The following is a 24,682-nucleotide window of genomic DNA, read 5'->3' as shown; positions in this document are numbered from 1 at the left end:
CAATACCCAAAGAAAGGCGAATGTCCTGAATGCAAGGAGGAAGTCCACAAAAATGCAAAAACATGCCCGCACTGTGGAAGACACTTTGGATGGTCATCGTACATCAGAAAAACTGTTGAATTATTGACGGTACTATCAGTGATATTTGCATGCCTCCAATACATTGTCAGTGAGCGACAAAGAAGAAATGAATTGTGCTCAAATCTGAAAGTATCACTGGCAGATTACATGGTATTATCGAAAAAAATAAACCAAGGGTATGAACAGCAAGTCGACCTTCAATTGATGAACCAAGGGGGGCTTCCCCTAATTGTCCAAACAGTACGATTATGGCACGATTTCAAACTCGAAAAGTCAGACATGCATCCGTGGTCATTTTCATGGAATGCACGAGAGGGACAGAATTTCCAAAAAATCAGAGTAGATGGACATGATGTTGCAATGATTTCATTGCCGCTAAGCGAAACATCAAATGCTGGATATAGTCACGGTGACTTTATTAGAGCAGTAAACGACTATGCGGAGAAACATGTAAACTCTTTGCTAGTCAATAATACTTCACCAAGCTGGTATGTTTCAGCAATGAAAATTGGACTTCGATCGGATGAGAAAGATCATCCTCTCGATGACGGAGAGATACGTCTAAGGGTAAATCCATTTGGTGTGCTGAACGGAGAATTGCGATTGAGTGCCACCGTCTATTTGCGAGGAATTTTATACATTGAATGGTGGGATGAAAAATTCAAGACTCAAAATTCCAATGAAGATGTTATTGTCCAATTAGAATTTCGATCAGAACCACTTGCAGTCCCCGAAGGACCAATTTTCAAAAAGTTCCCATAGTGCCTCTTACATCAAATCCCTCCTTGAAAAATTTGAGACCTCCCACTCTTCAGTGAGAAAGCTCAGGAGTAAGTAGGGAGATAACATAAATGTCATCACACCTAACACATTTTACTGAAAGATTCTCCGATGAAGTATGCCCTCCTTATTTCGATGACCACAATTTTTGCGATCAATTCAATTTTGAATGCTGAAGAGAATCGCAAATCAGAAAAGCACGAAGTTCAAGCCACCACTGTCACGATTGAGAATACAACAGAGCAAGCATTTGTGCTGATTATCATGGCAGTCGAACGTCCTGCTAGAGCGAACTACACATATTGGCACTTCAGCGGTTCGGGACATTTCAAGAAATCAATTGAACCGCATGTTGGAGACCGAGCTTTGATAATTCGTAATTCTCCTGCGGACGGAAATGGATTCGCTTCACCTTCTAAGATCCTTGCCATAAGCAAGTTCAATCCAGACAAGCAAACGAGTGACCATCTTATAATCAGTGTGAAGATGGAAGGAGATGATTTGAAAATCACATACCGTGCGGAGGATTCATACCAGTCCCCCACTAAGGAATTGTGGGCAAGCAGAGCCCAAATTTAATTAGTTGAGAACTTTTGAGACCAATCAAAGGTTTTGGTGATGTTACTGAATATGACGTAATGGGAAATTTGTTCGAGTTGACCATTCGCTGATTACTGCCTTCAGAGTTATTGCCCAAACCCTCTGGGATGCTTCTTAACATCGTAGCGTAAATTCTTATCCCACCAGTAAAAAAACTGTCGTGTCTGATATTTATGGTAAATATGCCAATGGTCAGCTAAGGTGTTTGCAGGCAGAAACAGGCTATTTTCTATAGAATGCAATACTCCCCCTTTCTTGCAATATCGTTTAACAATTACACGTGCAGGCATTGCTGACCAAAGGTAAATTGTCATGAAAAGAAGACATGCAATAAACGACAACATGGCTTTGCTTTTGGTGTCACTCAATGTGGAATTCTTTGCAAAAGATTATTCATGTAATTCGTTTACTTAAAGATAACGAATGGGAATCAAGAAAAGAACATTCAATCTAAAGAGCTTCTTCTTGGAATTCTAATGAACACAATCGAACTTGAAGATGGAGGAACACTTCTTTTCGACGAAGCCTTTCTAACCAAAGACTTGGCAGATCGGTACTTCACTGAGTTGCGAGATAACTGCCAGTGGGAACAAAAGCTCGGTATCTTTGGTCACATGCAGCCACGATTGATTGCCTCATACGGCGATGCTGGCATCAGTTATCGGTATTCAGGCATGGACTATGCTGCTCTGCCGTGGACTGCAAAATTGCTTGAAATCAAGAACAAAATTGAAGCCGTTCAGGGTGAGTACAATTACTGTCTATTGAACCGCTATCGCTCAGGATCAGACAGCATGGGCTGGCACGCAGATGATGAACCTGAGATGGGAAATGTGATTGGTTCGCTTTCTTTGGGAGCCACACGAAAGTTTCGGATCAGGCACAACGAGACGAGAGAGACGAAGACCTTTCTCGCAAATCACGGGTCACTGATTATCATGGCTGGAACAATGCAGCAATTCTGGCAACACGAAGTGCCGAAGACGAAGCAAGTCGTAGGCGAACGAATTAACCTGACATTCAGGAAGATTCTTGGGGATACCAAATGAAAATGACTGTTGACGTGATATCCAAACTGAGTCATCACACTATGGAAAGGTAAATCATGAAAACAGATGAAAGAATAGCGGCACGTCTGAGAGAATTGATAAAACATGGAAACAATGTGAGTTCATCTACTGGCAGTGAAGTGATAACAAGAGGTAATAGGCGTGACACTAGTGTGGAACAAACACAATTCCATGCTTGGAGAACAAAATCATTAAGCATTCTTGCGACAGGATTTGGCAAAGACAGTATCCATTACGAGACTTATACTTCAGAATGCACTAAAGCTTTCAAAAGTAATGTGATGGCTGGGAATGGTATTCTGGGAGCTGCTTTAGATGACTTAGAAAATGGTCATCTTTTTGATTATCGCAAGACGGTAGAAGCCGACATCTTTGACGATTTTCTTGAACAAGCAAATCATCTTTCCGAGCAGGGCTACTATCAGGCTTCTGTTGTTGTGGCTGGTGCTGTTTTGGAAGATGGGCTTAGAAAGCTTTGTGCTGAAAACAATATTGAACTTCCAGAAAAGCCTAAGCTGGACATGATGAACGCTCTACTTGCGAAAGAAGGAATCTACCAGAAACTCACACAGAAGAAGATTACGGCACTGGCTGATATTAGAAATAGCGCAGCACACGGTAAGCTTGACCAGTTTGATGAGAACGAAGTGAAGAAGATGCTGGTGGAGGTTGCTGACTTCATGGAAAAATATCTGTCCTGACTTTTGAAATACAAATACTGTTCAGCCTTACTAAGAAAAGGCATGGATAAAATCATCACAATCAGAATGAAGTTGAATACTTGGTAAGAATTGCGCAAGAACGCAGGAAGTCAGAAGATGTCCACATCTGCTTTTCTTTGCCAGCTATATGAAGCTTGAAGACAGAGGGTGACAGCATCGACTGTCTTCCCCGAATATCACAATTGAAGGAAGATGCTGTGACCGAAGTGAAAAAGTGCGAAGAGTGCGGACAAATAATCGAGGAGAAGAAGTGCGGCAAGTGCGAAAAGCCAATCATTGAAGAGCCGAAAGTGATTCCAACAAAGAAAGTTATCCAATATGCAATCCTTTTCCTTTTAGGCGTAACTATCATTTCCTTTCTTCCATTCACTTTCTATGGAGGCTATCCCGAAGGAGTGAATAATTTTGGAGACAGCTTTGGCTTCGCCAATGCATTTGTGTCAGCATGTGCTTTTGCAGCCTTGATAATGACGATGTTCTGGCAAAAGCAAGAATTGGAACAGCAACGGCATGAAATCCGACAGATGCGAGAGGCGAGTCAAGAGAGCGCAAAAGCTCAAGGTGATTCTTACGAAGCGTTAAGGCAGGCTTCACGATTGTCGGCACTGGCTACGTTGAGAGAAGCGGCTCAAAAATTGGCTGATGTAAATACAAGGGTATTTGTAGACAAATCTGAGTCCATGATTGTCAGAAATAGAATTGAAGCAGCGATTTTAAGACAATTAGATTCATTCGATTCCCTTGAGAATTATCGTCATGATTATGAGATGAAGGTAATTGAAATAAATAAGAGCATTTCTGAACTCCAATTAGCAATTGTAGATTTGTCAATGCAAGATAAAGCTGATTACTCAAAAGGTGAACTTAATGATGAACATCTGAAGAAATCCACAAAGGTAATACTAGCTCATTGCAGTAAACTTCATGTATTTCTACATGATGAAGAATATCCACTCAGTGTTATTGAATTTATACAACACACTTGTAGTGATCAATACTGCAAGCCATTGGGGTTAGAGCCAATGAGAATTGATGAAGTCATTGAGAGTCTTCATGAAGTTTCGATGTCATTAGTAAAAAAATATAGACCAATCTCATCTGAGATGTTTATTTCTAAAATGCAGAAGGAAGGAATTAATCAATAAACCACACCCATGTGTCGCTCAGCACACGATTGGCAGATGTCATCGCCGTGCATCCACTCAGGAGGATTAGTTTCTCCACACCTCAAACATGTTCGATATTTCTCAAGTCGATACCTACGGATAGATTCAATTGCCATGCTAATGAGACACATGATGTCAAAATCAGGAAGGCTCTTCCAGTTAATGGCGGTTACCAGTCGTGGATGAACTGTTGGAGTATGAGGTCCATCCCATCGAACACGGAATTCCGATATCGAGATTTTGTTCCCACTCACTCGAACGATAACTTCAGATGGATCACCACCAATTAAGGATAGCAATCCATCAAGCTGAATTTCTTCTTTGACTTTTTCTCCAAGTAAATCTCTGACGCTTCGGATGAGTTCATCACGGTCGAGTATGGGGTGTTAGCCATTGTCATTTGTATCTGGGCAAATCAAAATGCATTGAGGTTGCGGTGACTATCAGCCTCAGCTTAGCAAAACGAAGCAAGGCAGAATGCAAGAACTTCTAACAGTTTGCCTAACATGAAGAACTCGATCATTGTGAAGAGTCGTGCTTTCCCGAGTTTTGTGGTATTAGTTTAGTGTTCATTTCTCAAAATGCTTAAGGTCGTTTCCAGAATTATGAGTGAGGTAAATTTTTCCTAAGAATGGAAGATCGCCTGATTCCTCCAATTTTTTTACTAATACCGAAAGCCTTTTGTACATTTCTACATGCGAATGATTAATGCAGATTATGCAAATATCAACATTAGGTGACTGTTCGTCCAATTCAAAAAATTCAGGTTGCTGGTCAATCGGATATTTTTTCATTCGCAGAAACTGATTTGGTGTACCTGCTTCGATTGCGTAGGTAAGGCACTGAATAAGTGCGTAAAAGGGGTCAGCATCGTCTTTTACCTTGATTTCCCCGACAACAGGATTACCATTTTTCATGAGCAACACGTCGATACCACCGGCTCCGGATGATCTAGCCGAAAGACCGCTTTCAAATACTCCGTTGGTAGTGCGTCGGGGATTAAACTCTCTTGTAACATAAGAAAACCCAGCGTTAGATAAACATGTTGCCCCAACTTTGGTAAAGTAAGACACTACTTCATTTGTTTTAGATGAATCGCTCAAATTCACTGGTGCCTCAGGTAGTTTCTTTCTAACGGAACTACCCCATCCTTCGGATTGATTGTCGTAAGAAACAAACTGAGCATAGGACACTCGACAGAGTTCAATTAGCGACTCTGGTGCTTCTGAAAGTGCATCTAGAAGTTTACTTCGAAATTCACGGTCTTTGAATTCGCCCCGCATAAACTCATAGAGCTTCCGGATGGCGGTAGTTGGAACTATCATTTTTTTTAAGATAGGCGACTCATGTTGCAAAACAAAACGAACCCATTGTATTAAGTTTTCCTTCTTGATTGAATTTGGGTCTATGTGGAGTTCTTCCCCAAGTTCCCTGATGCGTTGCCATTCAAACCTTTCGAGTGATTCGAATTCAGTCCCATCTCCTAAGTCAAAGCAACGAAGATCGGGGAATGGGTATTGCAACTCTCGATATCTCGTCGTACCACCTTGTTCGTTCACAAAATACCAAGAGATTTTATTGTCAATATTCAGCTTTTCTAGTCTTTTAGACATCTTCGTTCATATCTCCCACCATTCGTGATCGTTTTTTAATTCCACTCGTTCAGACAATTCTGCAAAGCCTTCTCTGTTTTCCAAATGAATCGGAACAATCCGTTTCGCAGGAATCGCATTTGCGAATTTCCGAAGTTCATCTACCGTAGCATGACCAGACGTATGAATGTGAGTTCGTTCGATTCCCATATTTTTCATCTGATCAAGTTCATTTTGGCTGCGATGGACATAGCCAGACCAAACCGAACTAATAAGACTTGCTCCGCTTAAGCATTTAGCCAAATCATGATCTCCCATCATACTGGGACGGAAGATCATTACCAATCGAGACGCTGCTTCAACCAAGGCTTTGTAATATATTCGGTGTCGGCGATATGGGTTTGAAATATGAAATGCCTTTTCACGGATAATTTTCTGTTTCTGAGTATATGGCAGATAAACAGTTACTCCTTCCTTGCCGGGTTTAGGCAGAGCATCATCCTTGGCAGCACGCACAATCTCAGCCGTATACATGTCAAGGACCAGTTGTCTCCCTGATTTTTTGCAGGCATTCCACACCGATACCAGACGGTCGATGTTTTGGCTCGAACACCACACCAAACCCATCCCATTTGTTTTCTTAAAGACCTCGACCATCCCAGCTTCAACCGATTCTTCATCTGGGTAAGCGAAGTCTGGGATACGACCGATCTGAGTGCCTTCACAAATCAGGACATCGATATTCTGTGGCGGATTTTGAATGAGATCATCGTATAGATGGGAATTTCTGCCGTGACCACGAATGTCACCCGAGTAGAACAGTCTCTTTCCTTCAGCCTCGATCAGCAAACAATGACTGTCAAACGCCGAATGATCGATGCGATAAGGCGTGATTGTGAATGGTCCAAGTTGTATGGACTGTTGGTCTCGATAGCCCAATGGCTCAACGTTTCCAAGGGTAGGAAGAGGAGTAAAGAATGAACTGACTTCGATTATGCGACGAGAGGCTTCGCCCATGTAGACTGGCACAGGTTCTGTGATCTTATCCAGCAAGCCGTAATGGTCAGGATGTGGATGTGATATAAAGATTCCGAGTAATGAGTCATCGCATGCCGTCAGTCCGCTGATGTCTGGGGCTGAAATGTTTTTGTCATTTTTCAGTGGTAAGCCGATGTCCAAAACGATCCGCATGCCCTGCGACTCAATTTCGATGCAGTTGCCTCCAATTTCATGGCATCCTCGATGAATTTTGCATCGCACTGGTTTACATTTCTTTCTTCAATTTATTGATTACAACCATGGCCAAATATCGCCATTTTGATTCGATTTTTGAATTTGATATTCCACAAGGGATTCTTAAAAGACAGTTTTGGTATCTTTCGGAGTGCCATTGGCTACATATTTAAAAGGACTTAGATCAATCATGAGATTTTCACGAATGCTTTCAATTTGATCCTCTGGAACATGCTTGAGAAGATGCTCGACGAGTTCAGTTTGCCGAGGCTGGCCGAATGCGAGGCGGTAGATCGAAAGTGTTTTCAGAATTGACGAGAGTTTTGCCCGATCTCTACTGAACGGATAGAACGGAACAAGACGTTCAATTTTGTATTTATCAGTCTCCACATGCCAGAAGGGAATGAGTTCTGACTGGCCTTCCTCTCGCTCAAGTTGAGCTAGTTTGAAAAGATCAAGCCAAATATCATTTTCCGAGAGATCATCATCTGACAACATGGGCATGTACTTATCTGCAATCTGTTGCCTGATAACGTGACCTTTAAAACGGTTAATCCTGCCTTCACGTTGTTCAAGATCAATTGGATTGCTTGGCAGATTCCAATGTACGATTTTGCGGCAATATTGATGGAAGTCTAGCCCCTCCTGACCAATGGATGTGGTTGCTAGCACAAACGGTCGGAAAGGTGAGTTAAAAACTTGTCGGATATTCGATGCTCGCTTACCACCTTGTTCAGTTTCAAGCCTCTGATTGCCGAGTTCGGTAGCGAAATGACAACGTAATTTGCGTGTCTGACCATTCATAAAAGTATCAAGATCATCGACATTGAGCGAAGTCGTTTGCAGGTTAAAGGATGCACGGAGTCTGACGATGGCCTCATCTGCGTCTTCACAGTCCGCCCTGAGCAAATGTAGGTATTCATCCAATACAGCTTGCACACAACCATCACGGCAATAGCGAATACACCGATGCCAATACGGAAGTCGGTCCGGAACACTGAGTCGAATGGCAGCGATGGACTCTGGCTTTTTGAACAAAGTGACGAAATCGTTGGCTAAAGAGAAAGCGTGGAGACAATTCTCATCCATTTCACCACCATATTGCCTTCGAAATGCCCTGAGGGATACTATCCCCGGTGCACCAAGTGCGGACTCGGCCAACACGTTTGACAATTCTTCCGGCATCTTCCCCAAGCCAGCATTGGCAGGGTTATTAAATGTCTCAACAAGCTGTTCAAAGTGGAGTGCCTTGGCCCTACCAACCTCCTTTTTTTCCGCTGCAAATGCATTGTGAACACGTTCTTTACAGTTCAACCATTCGTTTACTGTACCTGTGATATCAGAATTGAGTTTGTCAAGAAGTAATGGTGCAGCCCAGTACCAGCGACTTGGCTCGCCTGAGTCCGTTTCGTACTGCTTCAGATTCGATTCTTCGATCAGTCGCCGTATACGTTTACTAATCTCTGAGTGCAAATCATTGACTGATTTGCCTGAGAGCAGCGAATTTACGGGATCAAAAGTATCGGCCAATGAGATCGATGGATATAAAAGTGTGAAGTTAGACATGTTTGCTGGACCATTCTCATCCCGATACACAAGTTGTGGGACAGGATGTCGCTTTTTGGTATGGTATCGGCGCTCTTCCTGTTCTTGAGTATCCACAATATTTGGATGTCCAATGGTTCTCCGTTCTACTTCGTACGACAGCAAAGAAGCCAGCATTCTTGGAACCATTAACCATGCGGAGAAAATGAGAGTTTTGGAAAATCCAGTCGATCCCTCAAATGCTCCACTGATTGGGTAATAAGGCAGACTAGGTGGAACCCAAAGCAATAGCTCTGCGTTCTGAGCCAATACTTCTTCAGCAACTCTTGAAAATCGAGCGTTCGCAAAAGGCTGACCGTTGTCTCCAGCGACAAAGCTGAATGTATCAATTTGCTGATGATCGATCCAAGCATTTGGTCTGGCGAGAATTGCCGAATGCATTTCTGGATTACTGCGTCGACTTTTTAGTTCTCTTTTGAGCTTGTAGTCGTCTAAGAATGAGAGTGGATATGGAGCCGATTTACAGAACTCAATGGGCGAATGAAGTTGGTCTGCCTTTCGTTTAATTTTTTCATTCATTATTTGAACAAGCTGATCAGCCATAATGAAATTCTCAACATCAGCAGCGGTTGGCATAACTGGCTGATTTCTCCACTTGTCCCACGTCATGGCATCGTGGTCTTTGGAAACGCTGAGACGCTCGGTACGACAGATGACACGTCTTAAAAGCTTTTCGACAGCATCCTTGTGTGTCGTATCGATATCTTCGGCGGACGAATTGATGCTCAGAAGCTGCTTAAATAAAGATTGCCTGTGTATTTCATATTCCTCTATGCAAGTTCGATCCGACTGAAACAAAAAATTCAAAACCGTGCGAAACTCTTTATAATGCTCCTCGCCGCTTTCATCTTCGGAGTTGCCAGTGAATGCCTTAAAGGGGGTTGCCGACAATAGCAACACACGAGCATTCGGTTGCGAAAATATTTGGCGAGCAATGATTGCTGCTTCGGAGTCCTTGTCTTCATCAATGAGATCCCGAAATCTCTGGAATTCATCAAGAATGAAGAGATCTGCATCAATATAATTGATACACAAAGAGGCTAACACTTTCCGAAGTTGGGTGGATTCAATTTTGAAATGCACGGGTTGATGGAAAAAGAGTGACATTCGTGAGATGGTTTGTTTTGACCAAACGACCATCAATCCTACTAAGAAGAAATCACGAATGTCACACACGCATCTTACTGCTGAGGAACGTGATTCCATAGCGCACATGCACGCCCTGGGACACTCTCGAATAGAAATTGCGCGCGAGTTATCCCGAGACCCCAGCACGATCTCCCGAGAACTGCGGCGGAATTCGGATGCGACCGGGAAGTATTTCGCCGGGAAAGCCGACCGCAAAGCGCGACGGCGTCGACAACTCTGCAAACTCCCCTGGAAACTCAACCACGCTCCGCTCAAAGAATTCCTGCTCGATAAGTTGTCTCTCAAGTGGTCGCCGGAACAGATTGCAGGTCAACTCTTGCGACTGCATCCTCGGGAGGCCAGAATGCGAATATCCATTGAGACGATTTACGCCTGGATCAAAGCAAACAAAAAGCAGGGCGGCAACATCTACAGGCAGCTGCGTCAATCGAGAAAGAAACGCCGCAAACGCTACGGCACAGGGATCTCCAGACGATGCGACCCGACCAAAAAGCCAATGGATCAGCGACCGGTTTCTGCACGCAATCGTTCGCGGATCGGGCACTGGGAATCGGATACCATCGAGGGTCAAAAGGGGACCGGCTACATTGTCACGCATGTCGAACGCAAGACCGGCTATCTTGTGGCGAGCTATCTGCCGGACAAGAAAGCATCGACGTTGAACGCGGCTTCGGTGTTTGCGTTTGAGGGGTTGCCATCGTCATTGATTCGAACTTTGACGACGGACAACGGGAGTGAGTTTTCGGGTCATCGAGAGTTGGAGCAAGCCCTGCATTGTGCGATCTATTTTGCTCCGGCTCGCCAGCCGTGGCAACGCGGCCAGAATGAGAACACCAACGGGCTTCTGCGGCAATACTTCCTGAAGGGGAGCGATTTCCGTAAACTGAAAGCCGAGGATATTCAAGCGGCTGTGATGGAGTTGAACAACCGGCCTCGCAAAAAGTACCAATTCAAATCACCACACGAACTGTTCGAACCCAAAACCCGTGCATTTCAAAATTGAATCCACCTTGTTTGATTAAATCCAGCGAACCGAAGTGATAAGACTCAAAGTTATTTACGTTTTGTTCGAAGGCATACTCGTATACTGCATCGTAAAGACTCGTGGAACGTGATAAGTCCAGCCGATCAGCCAGTTGATCCGAATGTTCTACCCTAGTTTCTTTAATCTTCGAAAGGAACTTTTCAGAAAGTCCATCTCTAAGTGTAGATGCAAAACGACTCACACGTTTTTCTTCAACATTCTCCCACCAGTCTCGTGCACTTTTCCTAACAGATCCACGAAGCAAACAAGCTAATCCTTCAGGTAGTTCCCCCAACCCCTTTGAATCAGTCATTAAGATTGCATACAGGAGCTTTCTTTCCTTTTGGACACCCGTCCCTTCACCAGTGCGAAATGATGTACCGGGTGTTAAAGTATTCAGATTGAGCAATCCCTCTGGCTCGGACTTTGGTTTCTCCGCCAAAAAAGAAATACGGTCAACGTTACGCTGATAAGATTGCTGCTTTGGGTAGATGTCTAACTTTCGGACATTCTCTCGTGCAATGATTTGGTTCGAGCAAATGTAAGTCACATTGAGGCGACTCTGGTCGCCACTCTCGATCTTCTCTTTTATTCTTCGTGCTATAATCCCTTTGGCAACAATTGTTTTCCCCAATCCTACTTCATCGGCAACTAACATTCTTGACTGATCGCCATAGAAAAGGCGGTCGTAAACAACGTCAACCGTTGCTCGCTGAAAATCTTTCAACGAATCAATGCTCTGGCGAATGTGACTGTCGACCTGCGAAGTGCTCATGTTGAAAATGGCTCCTGCGGTTGCGGAACCATTTGTCTGAAAGCGTTCCAAAACGAAACGAACTCAGGTGGCACAACTTTCTTCTCGTCAACCATGTCTTGTGTCAAGTGTCTGATCACATCATCGATCTCCTTTAGACGACCGGGTCTACGTGATGCTGAAATCAGCAACTGCTCAAAAATAGGAGTCTGAATGTCCCAGATTTGAACATCTTTGGCATTTGTTCCGCTTTTGTTATCAGAACCCGAGACATTGTTTTTGTCGAACTCGTCAGCAAGCAGGAATCGTAGGTATTCGAAAAACAGATTACTATCTTTGATGATGCTTTGAATGATTCGGCTGACTCGGCTAGTAGGCATTCCGTCAATATTGATCTTCATCAGGAATTGCCGCAGCCGTTCTCCTTCATGGTAAATCTCAAATCGGAGAAATAGGCTCAGATTACTCTCATTGATATTCTCGAAACAAAATACAAACGGACCTTCATTTGATAGCGGTTGTGCTTCCATGTCTTTGGAATTGAATGGAGCTAACCGGACAGAGAATTCCGACCAGCGAATACTTCCGGGGCGGAGTATGATGTGAAGATCATAATTCTCACTAGTGGGCTGTCGTTCCACTCGTGCAGACTCGATCTCAATTGACTTGAGAAGGTCATATTCCAACAAACGAAGCTTCTGTTCGAGGCTTTGATCAACTTCATTCGCTTCGGGCTTGGCTTCAAATGGCTCAAAGATATTAGCATCTCTATCTGGACCAAGCAGGTCGTCGAGCAGTCTGTCAAACTGAACGGCATCGCTCTGCCCTCTCAGTTCCAGCATGAACTCAACATTCCTCTCTATGGCTGCTGTAGTTGCATTCGCCGATCCAATGAACCACCGGCTCCCACGAGTCTGTTGTCTAAAGACGAATAACTTAGCATGCAGATTCTGTTGTAGTGGTTCCCCTTCCCCATTCCTCAATCAACCCATACAGTCGGTTCTGGGTTCTGGGAACGTGTATTTTTCCTTTTTGATGGTAAATTTTGAGAACATCTGGGCATTTTTGAATGGAATCCAGCAGTTGAATACGTTCTCCTCCTTCAAAACCTTCCAGTGTTTGAGCGTAGAATAGCGCTATTGGAATCGATAACAACGTGTTCAAATCTAGAGAATACGTGGCAGCAATTGCCCGACTGAGGGTGTAACCTTCCGGTGGGATTAACATTTCACCGTAGTCAAGACGATCTCTTTTATAGTCGAGCATCGGACTCCTCCTGATGCTCATTCAGACCTCGGTGGATGTCTCGAACAATGGTACGAGCCTGAGTGAAGCGAAAGTCTAGATCACGAATTCCGACCCAATTAGTCTGACGATAATCGGCACCATCTTGAAGCCTTGCCAGAGGCTTCTTATTTAGTCTTTCCTGCCTGATGACTAGCTCATCATAAAACTCATTAGTTGCGCACTGTTCAATGGCAGCAATCCAATCTGTCACAAACTGTTTTGTATACTCTCGAATCTGCCTCCCGTGCCTGCTCGCAAGTTGCCAGATAAAGTCGGTATTCCAGCGATCCCATGGAAACGTATCGATCGATGAAAGCCACTCACTCCATTCCTGCTCGAATTCTTCTTTCTTTGTGGTAATACTTTGTTTTCTCTGAATCAATATGTTGTAGCGAATGTGAGCCCCTTTCAGCAGATGCCAAAAGGCACTAGCACCAAACATTACGCTTTGTAGATTCTCGTCAAAGCGGCTCACGAAATTGGTATCATCGAACAGATTGGAAACACTAATGTTGTCTGCGAGTTCACAAAACATCATGCGAACTTCGGAATCCATCAGCACTTGTCCTAAGAGGCTATTAGGTACCGTAGCCGCAATCTTGGTAGCCAAGAATTGCGATTCGTCGAAACTGAGATTCAAATTCAAATCATTGATCCAGTCACTATTTTGCCATGACGGAAGCTCAATGATTGACCCGGATGAGTTATATGCGTCGTGATCGTCGCCCTTTTTTTCATCATCACCTTTGATCAGGTCATGCAAGGGTTGTTCTGGATTCGCAAATTTACGGGTGAATTCTTGTAAAGATAGCTTCGTATTCACTAATCCAAACAATCGGATACCGTTCCAGTAGACGGAAGATGGTTTTCTCTGAACCTCGCCCGGTTTGTCAAAGAATTCGATTCCGATAATTCCAGTCTGTGGATCTTCCTTATGATTTCGAGCAAGCGATAACATACACTCATTTTCAGACTTCCGAAGGTAGTCAGATAGTGATTGTTTGCGACGGGACCGTAGATCAAGGTGTTCGTAGTCACGAAGAATACGAGGAACAGTAAGATAGTATTTCGCTCTGGTTTGGATCGTAGAAATGCCGGGAAACAATGAGTCCGAGAAAGAGTCTCTGATCACTCCAATGCCAAGTTCGTCAATTACCCCTCGCTCCCCCAACAGATCGATTACAGTTCTGACTTTAGCTCGGTGCTCCGAAGAGAAGTCAATCCACCCGAGAGCAGAATTATGGTCAGTATCTTGGATCATTCAGTTATGTTCTTATCATCTTTGAAGTTCGAATTCTTAGACGTGCTTACTTTTAGAATTCGTCCAGAATGGTAAGGAGGTCGGTCACATTTGCATCTTCTGATTTATGTTACAAGCCCATCCCTGCTCCGTGTATCCGCAGCCATTCTTTACGGTCGCCATAATCGGGAAGAACTTTGTCTACCTCGTTCCAGAACGCATCTGTGTGGTTAGCGTGAATCAAGTGAGCGAGTTCGTGGACGATGATGTAATCGATAACCGTAGGTGGTGCCATCATGCACTTCCAGTGAAAGTTCAAATTGCCTCCCTGTGTGCAGGATGCCCAACGATTCTTCAATTCCATAATTTTGATTGCGTTGGAATTGACCCCCATACGTCGCTCAAAAAATGTCACACGTTCAGAAATGCGATCCTTACCTTTGGTTCGATAAAATTCTTTGAAAGCAGAATCCGCATCTTGGGCTGAATCATTGTTCGACATCAGGCAGAAGTATCCGTTCTTGAGCATCAATGGTTGTTCTTGCTGATCGACCAACTTCAATCGGTAGGTGCGACCAAGATATAAAAAACCTTCGCCATTGACATATTCCCGCTGAATTCTCGTAGTATTCAGGTCATGCCATTCTGCCTGATTTCGATATATCCATTTGCGTTTAGATTCGAGCAGTTCTTCTATTCGAGCCTTGGAAAGCTCTTTTGGCACAAGTACAGATACCTGCCCATCTCGCTCAATGTAAATACTGGCGGTCTTGCGGTCACTGCGTTTCAGTGTGTACTCAATGTCCTTGAAAGTTTTCATTAACTGAGAATGTCCTTTTCTCGGTTCTTCGCAAGTTGAGTGATCTCGGCGACAAGCTTGTCAGCGTTTCCAATTACCTGATCAACACCTGTTGCCAACATCAAATCCGATAATTCACCTCGCAGGCGGCTGACTTCTGTAGGACGGTTCCAGAAGTCGATAATGTCGATGTTGGACTGCAAATGATCGATGACATCAATCACAAGCTGTTTCACAGTCTCCGCACATTCAGGAGGGACAGTCTTGTCCTTAAAGGCGAGTTGCCCAACCAGATCATAGAAAGGAGCCGCTTCAGCACTCACTCCTTCAATTTCCTCTTTGCGTCCTGCCTCTGCCTCGCTGCGAAGACCGAATAGATCGCCAACCAATTGCTCCCAATTGTCTTTGTGTTGCTTGATCAGTGCTTCCAGTTTCTCGCTCAGCTTTGCGTAAAAAGCTGGGTCTTCGTCAAACTTAACCTTGCAGTGCTTGCGAATGGCATGTTCCATTTCACTTGCCTTGGCTTTGGGTGAGGTATTCTTCTCAACTTCCTGAATGAATTGAGACGAAAATAACTCGACTGGAGGAATCTTCGGGTTGATGCCAAGGCTGATCAGATGCTCGTCGATATGCTTTTTCACTTTCTCGCCAGCACCAGAAATCGTCAGCGTGTCGTCTTTGTAGCGGTCCCTGACTCTCACGAGGATATAACCAAATCGCTTGACAGGAATCTTGTAAGGATTAGCAGCGGCATTAGGCAGAATGATGTCCATGCTCTGCATAAACTTTTTCAGGTACACCTCAAAGTTTGATCGCTGCTTAATATCCTCCATGCACTCGATGGCTTTTTCTAAAGTGGCGAACAGTTCTACTTGGTCGCTTATCTTTTGCTCAACAAACTCCTCGATGTTCTTGACTCCATTATCCACGAACAGATTGAGCAGTCGGCGGTAACGGTCCTGTAGAACTGGAAGTTCAACGCTGATGTTCTGGAGAGACTCTTCGAGGTCTTTCCGATCCTCAGACGCATAAATCGAGAGTGCCTGCTTCAAGTGTTTAGACAATCCGATGTAATCGACAATGAAGCCACGACTCTTGCCTTTAGCAATCCTGTTAACTCGGGCAATTGTTTGTAACAGATTGTGATTCTTTACGTTCTTATCGATATACATGACCTGCTCGATTGGAGCATCGAAACCTGTTAACAGCATGTCGCAGACAATCAGGAAGGCGACCCCTGTATTGACCTTTTCGGGATCATCGTAATTAAAGGCTCGTTTAAAGTTATCGACGGCATTCACTTCTCGGGCATGCTTGCGAGCGGCTGTGATCACGGCTGCCTCATTTGTTCCATCACCAGATATCACAACAACTGACTGCAAAAAAGCAATCTGTCTACATAATTCATCATCTCGGTAGCCTGATTCCTGAGTGGTATTTCCTTTTGATGGTTTTGCTTCTTCGATGGCCAGTCGTACCGCAAGTGCCTTGTCTATAAAATCCTTGTATTTGATCGCCGCCATCTTGGACCCGCAGACGACCTGAGCTTTGAAGCCGTTCGGAAGGATGTTTTCAATGTAGTGGTCCACAAGGTCCTCGGCGATGTCCTCAATTCGCTCATCGGCTTCTAGAATATCGCCTGTTGTTCCCCATTTTTGTTTCAGTGCCAGAATCTCTTCGGCAGTTCGTTCCCTGACCAGATCATCAAACGGCTTCGCTTCACGTTTCGCCATTCTCTTCAGGGCAGCAACATTGTCGGCCTTTCGAAGTTGCGACTCAACGTGGATTCGGGCAGCATCATCGATCTTGTTGTCAAACACATGTTTCATGTTGATCGCCGAATCGGCGGTCTTTCCCTCGTAGAGAATCTGGACCGTCGCACCATCATCCACGGCATCCTGTATCTTGTATTTGTCGATATAACCACCGAATCGTTTGGCTGTCTTCTGCCCAACGACCTGACCATCTTTTACGGCAATGAGTGGTGTTCCTGTGAAGGCAAGTCGAGTCGCCTGCGGAAACGCTTCGAATAGGTTGTCTCCGAGATCCCCTGCCTGAGACCGATGAGCCTCGTCAATCATGAGCAAGATTCGCTCGGATGAGTTCACCACGCCGAAGTTCTCGTACTGAGGTATATTTAAAGCACTCTCAAGGTAATCGGGAACATCCTTGTTCTGGACCTCGTTGAACTTGTGAACCATAATCATGTTCAGGTTGGATGTGTCGGTGGCAAGCTTCTCCTTCAAATCCTTTGTGCTGTTGATGTAGGTCACCTTCTCGTCGGTCAGTGTTGCCGTTTCACCAAGCTGTTGTTCAAGGTCTCGACGGTCGTTAATCAGGCAAACCTTGAAATCTTTCAGGTCATCACACATTCGCAATTTGCGAATAGCAAACACCATCGTAAGTGACTTGCCTGATCCTTGAGTGTGCCACACAACTCCCGACCGTTCCATCGGTGTATCGCCTTTACGGAGACGACCGATGATCTTCTGCATAGCTCGGTATTGCTGATAGCGACAGACAATCTTTGCTCGTGTCTTGCCCACATCCATGAAAACAGTGCAACTGCGCACGATGTCGAGCAAAGTTTCCTTGGGAAGCATTCCCTGAATCAGTAATTCCTGTTGCCGTTCTATTCTAAGCGGCTTCTCATAGGTGCTGTACTTCTCGGGATAGATGTCACGCCACGGGTAGAAATATTCTTCTTCGGTGGAGGTGACCGTCCCAAACTCGCATCGATCTCCGCAACTGCGAATAATAAATTGGTTCGTATGGAACAGCTTCGGCTCACCCTCTCGAAGCCCAGCTTCGTGAGTCCCTTGCCGCTGCCCGCTGTACCGCATCAACTGACGGAACGCTTCATACATCGGGTTGGATTCGGTCTGGTTGATATCCTTGGCTTCGACTACGACCAACGGTATCCCATTCACGAACAGCACGATGTCGGGAATGATGCAAGACTTTACGCAACCCGGTGTGTCGATACGAAACTGATTGATTGCCAGAAAGTTATTTTTGAGTGGGTTTTGAAAGTCAATCGGTTGAACGTTTGGGTATTCCTCACCTGTGAGTTCATTTTCATCAACCTGAGTTCGATAGAGAAGCTTCTGGACAGCTTCATTGATCTCGATCAGACTTCCAGTCATACCGCCTGAAATGCTCTCATAGACTTCTTCAAGTTGCTTGTCGGTCAGCCAAGCTTGACCGTCTTCTGTGGTATTGATCGCTCGGACATTCTCAAAGAACTTGTCTCGCAGAAACACATCCCTGAAATTGTTGCGCAGACTCTTCGTCGGATCAGTCGGATATGCTGGTCCCTGATCAATGACGTCCCAGTCCAGTTGCTTCAACTGATCGAGAAACGGTTTTTCGACGAAGTTGTATTCGGACATGGTTCAATTCTCTCCGTTTCGTCGAACTTGATCGCTTATGTTCGGCATCCAAATCAAACCACCGTTTTTCATGGTTCCAAAAGATGTCGTTAATCCAAGTCGATGAAGTGCGGCAACTAATGCAGCGACGGCTGAATCCATAGCATCATGGTCCGGGACCATTTTCCTTGTCAGATCCGGTAAGAACTTTTTCAATATTGCGAACCTCGCATCCTGTCCCGCTAGTTTGCTTTTTTCCGGTGGTTTGCCTTCTTGCCCGAAAGAATGCCACAGGAACAGGAATGCCCCATGAGGATGAGTCTCGATCTTTTCGATTGTTGGTGACTCGCTAAACAAACGCAGGGAACGAGCGATCCACCGATCAGGTCCTTTGAAGTTCATCACTGTGTTTTGGCTAGTCCAAAAGAGACCCACTCCCTCACGATATAACTGAATTTCAGAATCTCTTGTGCCGTGGCAACCATCATCAGCCCATGCTGAGTAGGCATCCAGTAGCCGAGGTCCATTCGTTCCACACGGACCGTCGATACAAGTGAGTGAAGCTTTGAGATCATTCACTCGCTGCCAGAAGTCGTTATTTGTCAGATGCAAAGCTAACGGGCTTTCAGCAACGGATAGGCGTCCATCCTTAATCCTCAAAGCGAATGACGGCATCTTTTTGGTTCCAACGGTCATTGCCGATTCCCAAGTGGCTGCCGTTGGATCAAGTCCCACTACGAATTCGTCTACATCCGGCGGAATGGCAAATTGCAATTCAACCGAATCCAATTCGATCGGTTCTAAATCCGGGGCGACTGATACGGGATTCTGTTTCGCTGCTCGCTTCGGTTTCTTGGTTGCTTTCGTGAGTCGCTTTACCGTCGCCTGTCCATTGAGGAGGTCTTTCTGTGCTTCTGCCGACAGAATGGACTCATCGACGGGTATTGAACCAGTTAGTTGAACATTCTCGATCTTGCAGAAGACCCGATCCGCCAGTTCGCCATATAGACCGGTGACTGCATTAGGAGTTATCGAGTGCGATGCAGGTTGCTCTCTGACTACGGCGGTTGCTTGAAGCAACAGGCGACCACTCTCTGCCGTGCAGATTCCCACCACTTGACCTGTGGTTGCGGCAGACATTGGAGGAGAACTTCGGTTGCTAAGCAACAAATAAGCGTATTCAGTCTCCTCACATATTGCACAAATTGCGGCGACCTCCTCAAAAGGGTCCGGGAACGAGCCGTTTACGGCAAAGCGATAGATCCAATCGATTTTTAAATCACTCATCATTGTCCTCCGTATCAGCGGTGGATGCCTGCATTTGCTTCAGCGTAACTCCATCCTTCGTCTTCCATTCAATCCGTCCGTTGGCAGTTCTGCCGAGAATGACACCGGCAGCCGTGGAGGGTGATCCGAACACCTGATCCTGTTTGAAGATATAATGCTCGCCCATTTCCTGAACGACCCCCTGCTCCAGCAAATCTTTTCGCTGAGTGGACATATAGTTGTGAATCGTGGCTTGTTCCTCTTTGACGAGTTGCGATCCGCTGCGAACCACGAAGCCTTTCGGATCTTCGTAGCCACTGGCTTTTACCTTCTTAGACTCAATATAGAAAAAATCGTGCGGCTCCTTCTTTGTTTCTGTCTTCTCAAAAACGCTGAGACCCAGCAGCGGGAAAATGCTGAGCATGTCCAACAGAAAACTCTCCGTGTCGGCACGTTCGGCTTCCGAGAGCGTCGGTTGCAGGGAGGAACCGGTGTTGTCGAACTTGCACTGCTTGGCGGCTTTGGCGAGTTCCAGCAGGCGGGATTCGAGATGTTTGACATGGGCTTTATTCAGGCTGCTGTCTTTGGTGACGAAGAAGACACACCACTCCCAAAAATCCTTATTGCTATAATGTTTGTTGAGTCGCTCCTTGACGGAATCACCTTCGCCGATGTTGATCGTGGGCAACGCACTGTCTTCGCTGAAGCCAACCAACACATAGATGCCCGTACGATCAAACTCGGGCCGACCCACCACCTGCTTGTAGCCGGTTCGTTTGAAGACGACACCGATGCCGGTCCAGTTCGATTTCTCGACCATTCGCAGACCATCGGGATCTCCGTCTGGCACGAAAATGCGAATGGAGTATGGACGTTGTTGGAAGTCAGGCATGGGCAGTGATCTCCTCGGCTTCGTCGACTTTCACACGGACTTTGCCAGTCAGCAGGTCTTGCATCAGTCCCGACTTTACAACTAGCAGATTCTCTCGCCGCCTCCGCTCTGCTCGAATCACACTTTGGCACTTAGCGTGTCTGTCCACGATCATTTCTTGCTCCTGTACTGGTGGGACAGAAACAAGTGTGTTGCGGACAACGTGTTGTGTGATGACCATCTGTGCTTCAGCAAGGCCAACCTTTCGGCCCTCCCAGCGACTCTGGATTGCGTGCGAAGATAGAATCAGCGGAACGAAGGCAGGTCGTAATATTTCATGGTTGGTGAGTCGCAGCCTAAGCATATTATCGGAAACCATTAACGCATCTGGCGTATGATCCACATGTGCTACAACTCCGATCCGGTTACGAGGCCCGACCCGTGTTATCAGGATGTCATCAGGCCGAACAAAAGCCTTTACCTCTGGAGACAACTCATCAGGAAGTCGCTTATTTTCATTTGGGTCATAACCTTCCCAAGAAATCGAAGTCGTCTTCAACGAACCACACTCGCCGTGGGATGCCGGTGTCGTCTCGCATATGGGACTCCAACCAGAATCCATGTACGATATTGAATCACCGAAAGTATGGAGACACCACTCCTTCGGAATCCATCCGAGTTCGGATTGCTTGTACAAGTCGGGGGCTTGTTCTTGGGTGGGGCGAAGTTGGCCGTCCGAGTCCACACCTCGGGTGAACAGGTCGTGCATCATCCCCTGTTTGATCGCCTGATACTTGGCAATCAACGCTTCAGTCTTCTCAATCAAGTTGTCCAGCGTCGTCAGAATCCGAGCGATCTTGCGCTGCTCAGTGAGGGACTCAGGGAATGAAATGCATATACGACGAAATACACTCTGCTTGATTCCTTCAACAGTTGAACCGGTGCTTTTTGCAAAAATACGCTTTCGAATTGATTCAGCCATCAATAGGTATTTCAGAAATCCTGAAAACATACGACCATTGGTTTGCAGAATTATAACCCTCTGGGCGAAAGCGAGTCTCCTCTTGGATGTGATCTGTGCGACATTTGCTAAAGGAGCTTCGGTTGTAAACAGCACATCGCCATGTTTAGGAATTCCACGTGTCATCCATGATTCGTAAGCGAGTTCGGAAATGTATTCCCTTGGCTCATCTTCAATGTATCCGTTACGGACATTTTTTGCCGTGATAAGTGGAATCCCGCTTTCGGTTTTTGATGGTGTTTTACCTCGATAATCTATGATGCGGCTTAGGATACCATCGACGACATCAATCTCCCATCCAGTCGCTATTAGTTGAGAATTGAATACCTGTGTTTCGACCAACTTACTCATACCCCAACTCCTTCAAAAACTGACTGAGTTGGGCGGCTTCCTGATCTCGTTCTTCCAGAATCACCGCAGTTGTTACAGCGTACTTCTCGCAGAGGTTTTCAATTTCAGATGTCAAGGCACGTTGATACTGTCGTAGGTACCCATCGAATCGTTCACTCAAAACTCGGCGAAACCGTTCCAAGATCAATTGCTTTGCTTCATCAACACTGATTTTGGAACGGGCGGCAGTAACCAGTTCATCTCGCTGCTTCCCAACTTCCTTGATGCCGCTTTTCAGCGACTTGAGTTCTGTTTCCAAGGCAGAGTGCCGTGCCAGTTGTTCGTCAATCTTTTCAATCTGCTCCTGAACTTCGATCCCTTCCGCCTCGTCGTCACTGGCTTCGGCAAGTTTTTCGTTGATCTCGCTTTGCGAGTAATTCGCTGCCTCCATCCGTTTAATGTCCAGACGCATCGACTTCACATGCTTTTTGATCTGCTTGACTTTGGCCGTAAGCTCTTTCCTGTCTGACTTCAGTGATTTAACCACCTCCTTTGGCAGCACACCATCCTCAGACTCTTCCGGCTCGTCACCCTCTTCACTCGCATCGGCAGCCGCAAACAACGCTTCCAGTTCGGCAATGCGAGCGTGATCCTGTTCGATCTTTTCCAGCACTTCAGGGAACTGGGATTGCAGGATGTCTTCTTCAGGAATCAGTTCTGGTCCCCAACCACTGGCTGCCACCGATTTGAAGTCAGCCGCCAAAGAGTTCATGTAAGCGGCAAGCGCTCCATGCACCTGATGTAAATCAAGAATACCCTGCGGCACCAACGCTTTGCCGAGACTGCCAAGAAACTGTCGGCGAAGTTCAAACACATTTTTGTTGTCAGGCAGAGCCTCAATCTCACTAACATGTTTCTTCCACCACTTATCGAGAGCCAGATGAAACTCCTGATGCTTCTGTTGCACACCGTTTGCCGATTCAATCAACGGTTTGATGTCATCCTTTGCAGTGATGGTATCGGCAAAGTCGAGATAGTTCTCGTCTCGTGGCTTGAACAATACCTCTCGCAAACCAGCGTAGTTATCAAAGTATGCGCCAAGTGCATCGACCTCGGACAACGGCACACCCCCATGCAGATGCGCTCGAACATCGTGCGGCTCAGGCGGAGGACTGTTATCGACATACCGCCGAATGTTGAGATTGAAGTCTTCCTCCTCAAGTTCTGCGATGGGCACGTTGCGAGAATATTTTGGCACATCCAGATGTTTGTGGTAAACGTGAGTGATCTTTTCGATGTCTTCGGGGCGCAGCGAGTTCTGGTTCTTGTTCTCTTTGAATTCCAGATCGGCATTGATAAACAGCACACTCTTCCGCTTGCTCGCTCCATTTTTGTTGATGACCAACACGCTGGCAGGAATACCCGTTCCATAAAACAACCCGGCAGGCAAACCGATAACAGCCTCCAAGATGCCTTCTTTAATGAACCGCTTGCGGCAATCTTTCTCTTCCCCACTACGAAACAAAACTCCGTGCGGCATAACCACAGCCATCTTGCCATCACTCTTGAGCGACGAAGCCATGTGCTGCACGAACATCAAGTCGGCTTTTTTCCCTTTCGTGAATGTGTGATACCGCTCAGGGAATTCAACATCGGCTTTCTTGGGAGCCGTTTGTGCAAAAGGGGGATTGGCGATCACTTGATCAAATCGACGAATCTCACCCGTCGCCTTGTCTCGATGCTGAGGGTTCTTCAGCGTACAACCCTGCCGAATGTCGGCACTACGGATGCCGTGCAGGATCATATTCATCTTACAGACAGCCCACGTCCCACCGTTCAATTCCTGACCAGCCAATGAAAGGTCTCGGGGATTGCCCCCGATCTCTTCGACATATTGCCGTGACTGAATCAACATACCGCCCGAACCAGCACAGGGATCGCAGACACTCATTCCCTCCTGCGGCTCCAACACATGCACCATCATGCGAACGACTTCGGCAGGCGTATAGAACTCGCCCCCCTTCTTCCCGGCACTGTCGGCAAAGTATTTGATCAGATACTCGTAGGCGGCACCGAGCAAGTCAGGGAACTCGAAATCGTCGTTTGACAGCGGGATTTCATCAAAGTGCTGAATAAACTCGATCAGAATACTGTCGTCCATCGTTCGCTGGCCGACCTTGCGATTGAAGTTGATCGCCTTCAAAACATCTTGCAGCGTATCTGGGTTGGCATCCTCAATAGCCGCCAGAGCTTTATTCAATCCAGAGCCAACCGACTGCTTCAAATGCTTGATCTTGCTCCAGTGAGCTTTCTCAGGAATAAAGAAGTCATACTTATCAGGATTCTCAAGCTGCTTCTCGACCAAATCCTCACGCAGTTTCCCCGTGTATTCCTGCCGCAGTTTCTGCCGATCATAATCGAACTGGTCACTCAACCGCTTCAGGAACAGCATCCCAAAAATGTATTCCTTAAACTCAGAGGCATCCATATTCCCACGAAGAATATCACAAGCCTCAAACAACCGCCGCTCCAACTTAGCCAACGTGAGCTTCTCGGGCTTCTTTGCCCGTTGACCGCTACTGGCATTCGCCGTTGATAATTCTGTCACTTCAGCCATTAAGTTCATTTTCCTGATTTTAATTGATCTTCGTCCGACAAGGGAGGTGCTTGAAATTCCCTCAACAGTGCATCGAGTTCCCACTACTTAAACAGTCGGTATCG

At 45.8% G+C, this 24,682-nt stretch carries 19 protein-coding genes; 6 read left to right on the top strand and 13 right to left on the bottom strand.

Annotated elements, in window-relative coordinates:
• Positions 1-228: 228 nt before the first annotated feature.
• From Pan54_RS17355 to Pan54_RS17335, 5 genes are all read left to right on the top strand, one after another.
• On the top strand, positions 229-843 hold the full coding sequence (locus tag Pan54_RS17355) for a hypothetical protein (RefSeq protein ID WP_146504685.1): 615 nt from the start codon (positions 229-231) through the stop codon (positions 841-843).
• A 183-nt stretch (positions 844-1,026) separates the two neighbouring features.
• Positions 1,027-1,440 (top strand): hypothetical protein, encoded by a 414-nt coding sequence (locus Pan54_RS17350; protein ID WP_146504684.1) that lies wholly within the window; start codon positions 1,027-1,029, stop codon positions 1,438-1,440.
• A 497-nt stretch (positions 1,441-1,937) separates the two neighbouring features.
• A complete protein-coding gene (locus tag Pan54_RS17345) occupies positions 1,938-2,510 on the top strand; it encodes an alpha-ketoglutarate-dependent dioxygenase AlkB family protein (protein ID WP_146504683.1) in 573 nt (190 codons plus the stop codon).
• 56 nt (positions 2,511-2,566) lie between these two features.
• Positions 2,567-3,232, top strand: coding sequence for a HEPN domain-containing protein (locus tag Pan54_RS17340; RefSeq protein ID WP_146504682.1), 666 nt, complete (start codon positions 2,567-2,569; stop codon positions 3,230-3,232).
• A gap of 218 nt (positions 3,233-3,450) precedes the next feature.
• Positions 3,451-4,398 carry a hypothetical protein gene (locus Pan54_RS17335; protein WP_146504681.1) on the top strand — a complete coding sequence of 316 codons (948 nt, stop codon included), beginning with the start codon at positions 3,451-3,453 and terminating at the stop codon, positions 4,396-4,398.
• 590 nt (positions 4,399-4,988) lie between these two features.
• Here Pan54_RS17335 and Pan54_RS17330 read toward each other — a convergent pair.
• From Pan54_RS17330 to Pan54_RS17320, 3 genes are all read right to left on the bottom strand, one after another.
• Positions 4,989-6,032 (bottom strand): hypothetical protein, encoded by a 1,044-nt coding sequence (locus tag Pan54_RS17330; RefSeq protein WP_146504680.1) that lies wholly within the window; start codon positions 6,030-6,032, stop codon positions 4,989-4,991.
• A 6-nt stretch (positions 6,033-6,038) separates the two neighbouring features.
• Positions 6,039-7,271, bottom strand: a complete 1,233-nt coding sequence (locus Pan54_RS17325; RefSeq protein WP_261343183.1) for an MBL fold metallo-hydrolase — start codon at positions 7,269-7,271, stop codon at positions 6,039-6,041.
• Positions 7,272-7,367: 96 nt separating this feature from the next.
• Positions 7,368-10,025 (bottom strand): helicase-related protein, encoded by a 2,658-nt coding sequence (locus Pan54_RS17320; RefSeq protein WP_165441827.1) that lies wholly within the window; start codon positions 10,023-10,025, stop codon positions 7,368-7,370.
• On the opposite strand from Pan54_RS17320, the gene Pan54_RS17315 reads away from it, so the two are divergent.
• Positions 10,015-11,001 carry an IS30 family transposase gene (locus Pan54_RS17315; RefSeq protein WP_165441826.1) on the top strand — a complete coding sequence of 329 codons (987 nt, stop codon included), beginning with the start codon at positions 10,015-10,017 and terminating at the stop codon, positions 10,999-11,001. The genes Pan54_RS17320 and Pan54_RS17315 overlap by 11 nt on opposite strands.
• On the opposite strand, the gene Pan54_RS17310 is transcribed toward Pan54_RS17315, so the two are convergent.
• From Pan54_RS17310 to Pan54_RS17265, 10 genes are all read right to left on the bottom strand, one after another.
• On the bottom strand, positions 10,949-11,797 hold the full coding sequence (locus Pan54_RS17310) for a hypothetical protein (protein ID WP_146504677.1): 849 nt from the start codon (positions 11,795-11,797) through the stop codon (positions 10,949-10,951). The genes Pan54_RS17315 and Pan54_RS17310 overlap by 53 nt on opposite strands.
• The gene (locus Pan54_RS17305) at positions 11,794-12,618 is read right to left on the bottom strand and encodes a hypothetical protein (protein ID WP_146504676.1); all 825 of its coding nucleotides are present in this window, start codon (positions 12,616-12,618) and stop codon (positions 11,794-11,796) included. The genes Pan54_RS17310 and Pan54_RS17305 overlap by 4 nt, the downstream gene beginning before the upstream one ends.
• A 94-nt stretch (positions 12,619-12,712) precedes the next feature.
• Entirely contained in the window at positions 12,713-13,042 is a 330-nt protein-coding gene (locus Pan54_RS17300; protein ID WP_146504675.1) for a hypothetical protein, read from the bottom strand.
• A complete protein-coding gene (locus tag Pan54_RS17295) occupies positions 13,029-14,324 on the bottom strand; it encodes a DUF6361 family protein (protein ID WP_242631359.1) in 1,296 nt (431 codons plus the stop codon). Before Pan54_RS17295 ends, Pan54_RS17300 begins: the two co-directional genes overlap by 14 nt.
• A 109-nt stretch (positions 14,325-14,433) precedes the next feature.
• On the bottom strand, positions 14,434-15,123 hold the full coding sequence (locus Pan54_RS17290) for a M48 family metallopeptidase (protein WP_146504673.1): 690 nt from the start codon (positions 15,121-15,123) through the stop codon (positions 14,434-14,436).
• On the bottom strand, positions 15,123-18,494 hold the full coding sequence (locus Pan54_RS17285) for a type I restriction endonuclease subunit R (protein ID WP_146504672.1): 3,372 nt from the start codon (positions 18,492-18,494) through the stop codon (positions 15,123-15,125). Before Pan54_RS17285 ends, Pan54_RS17290 begins: the two co-directional genes overlap by 1 nt.
• A gap of 3 nt (positions 18,495-18,497) precedes the next feature.
• Positions 18,498-19,613: a DUF429 domain-containing protein gene (locus Pan54_RS17280; RefSeq protein WP_165441825.1), complete on the bottom strand. Its 1,116-nt coding sequence runs from the start codon at positions 19,611-19,613 to the stop codon at positions 18,498-18,500.
• A 139-nt stretch (positions 19,614-19,752) separates the two neighbouring features.
• Positions 19,753-20,631 (bottom strand): GIY-YIG nuclease family protein, encoded by an 879-nt coding sequence (locus tag Pan54_RS17275; RefSeq protein WP_146504670.1) that lies wholly within the window; start codon positions 20,629-20,631, stop codon positions 19,753-19,755.
• Entirely contained in the window at positions 20,624-21,982 is a 1,359-nt protein-coding gene (locus Pan54_RS17270) for a restriction endonuclease subunit S (protein ID WP_146504669.1), read from the bottom strand. The genes Pan54_RS17275 and Pan54_RS17270 overlap by 8 nt, the downstream gene beginning before the upstream one ends.
• Entirely contained in the window at positions 21,975-24,578 is a 2,604-nt protein-coding gene (locus Pan54_RS17265; RefSeq protein WP_146504668.1) for a type I restriction-modification system subunit M, read from the bottom strand. Before Pan54_RS17265 ends, Pan54_RS17270 begins: the two co-directional genes overlap by 8 nt.
• Between the last annotated feature and the right edge of the window lie 104 nt (positions 24,579-24,682).

The organism is Rubinisphaera italica, assembly GCF_007859715.1.
In the GTDB taxonomy this organism is placed as follows: Bacteria; Planctomycetota; Planctomycetia; order Planctomycetales; family Planctomycetaceae; genus Rubinisphaera; species Rubinisphaera italica.
This window is presented reverse-complemented; position numbering and strand designations above follow the sequence as displayed.

Coding starts and splice junctions, on each gene's coding strand:
- Pan54_RS17300 (WP_146504675.1), bottom strand. CDS start 13,042: ATGCTCGACTATAAAAGAGATCGTCTTGACTACGGTGAAATGTTAATC.
- Pan54_RS17340 (WP_146504682.1), top strand. CDS start 2,567: ATGAAAACAGATGAAAGAATAGCGGCACGTCTGAGAGAATTGATAAAA.
- Pan54_RS17270 (WP_146504669.1), bottom strand. CDS start 21,982: ATGAGTAAGTTGGTCGAAACACAGGTATTCAATTCTCAACTAATAGCG.
- Pan54_RS17345 (WP_146504683.1), top strand. CDS start 1,938: ATGAACACAATCGAACTTGAAGATGGAGGAACACTTCTTTTCGACGAA.
- Pan54_RS17355 (WP_146504685.1), top strand. CDS start 229: ATGGTATTATCGAAAAAAATAAACCAAGGGTATGAACAGCAAGTCGAC.
- Pan54_RS17265 (WP_146504668.1), bottom strand. CDS start 24,578: ATGGCTGAAGTGACAGAATTATCAACGGCGAATGCCAGTAGCGGTCAA.
- Pan54_RS17275 (WP_146504670.1), bottom strand. CDS start 20,631: ATGCCTGACTTCCAACAACGTCCATACTCCATTCGCATTTTCGTGCCA.
- Pan54_RS17310 (WP_146504677.1), bottom strand. CDS start 11,797: ATGAGCACTTCGCAGGTCGACAGTCACATTCGCCAGAGCATTGATTCG.
- Pan54_RS17290 (WP_146504673.1), bottom strand. CDS start 15,123: ATGAAAACTTTCAAGGACATTGAGTACACACTGAAACGCAGTGACCGC.
- Pan54_RS17330 (WP_146504680.1), bottom strand. CDS start 6,032: ATGTCTAAAAGACTAGAAAAGCTGAATATTGACAATAAAATCTCTTGG.
- Pan54_RS17305 (WP_146504676.1), bottom strand. CDS start 12,618: ATGCTGGAACTGAGAGGGCAGAGCGATGCCGTTCAGTTTGACAGACTG.
- Pan54_RS17295 (WP_242631359.1), bottom strand. CDS start 14,324: ATGATCCAAGATACTGACCATAATTCTGCTCTCGGGTGGATTGACTTC.
- Pan54_RS17280 (WP_165441825.1), bottom strand. CDS start 19,613: ATGTCTGCCGCAACCACAGGTCAAGTGGTGGGAATCTGCACGGCAGAG.
- Pan54_RS17315 (WP_165441826.1), top strand. CDS start 10,015: ATGTCACACACGCATCTTACTGCTGAGGAACGTGATTCCATAGCGCAC.
- Pan54_RS17285 (WP_146504672.1), bottom strand. CDS start 18,494: ATGTCCGAATACAACTTCGTCGAAAAACCGTTTCTCGATCAGTTGAAG.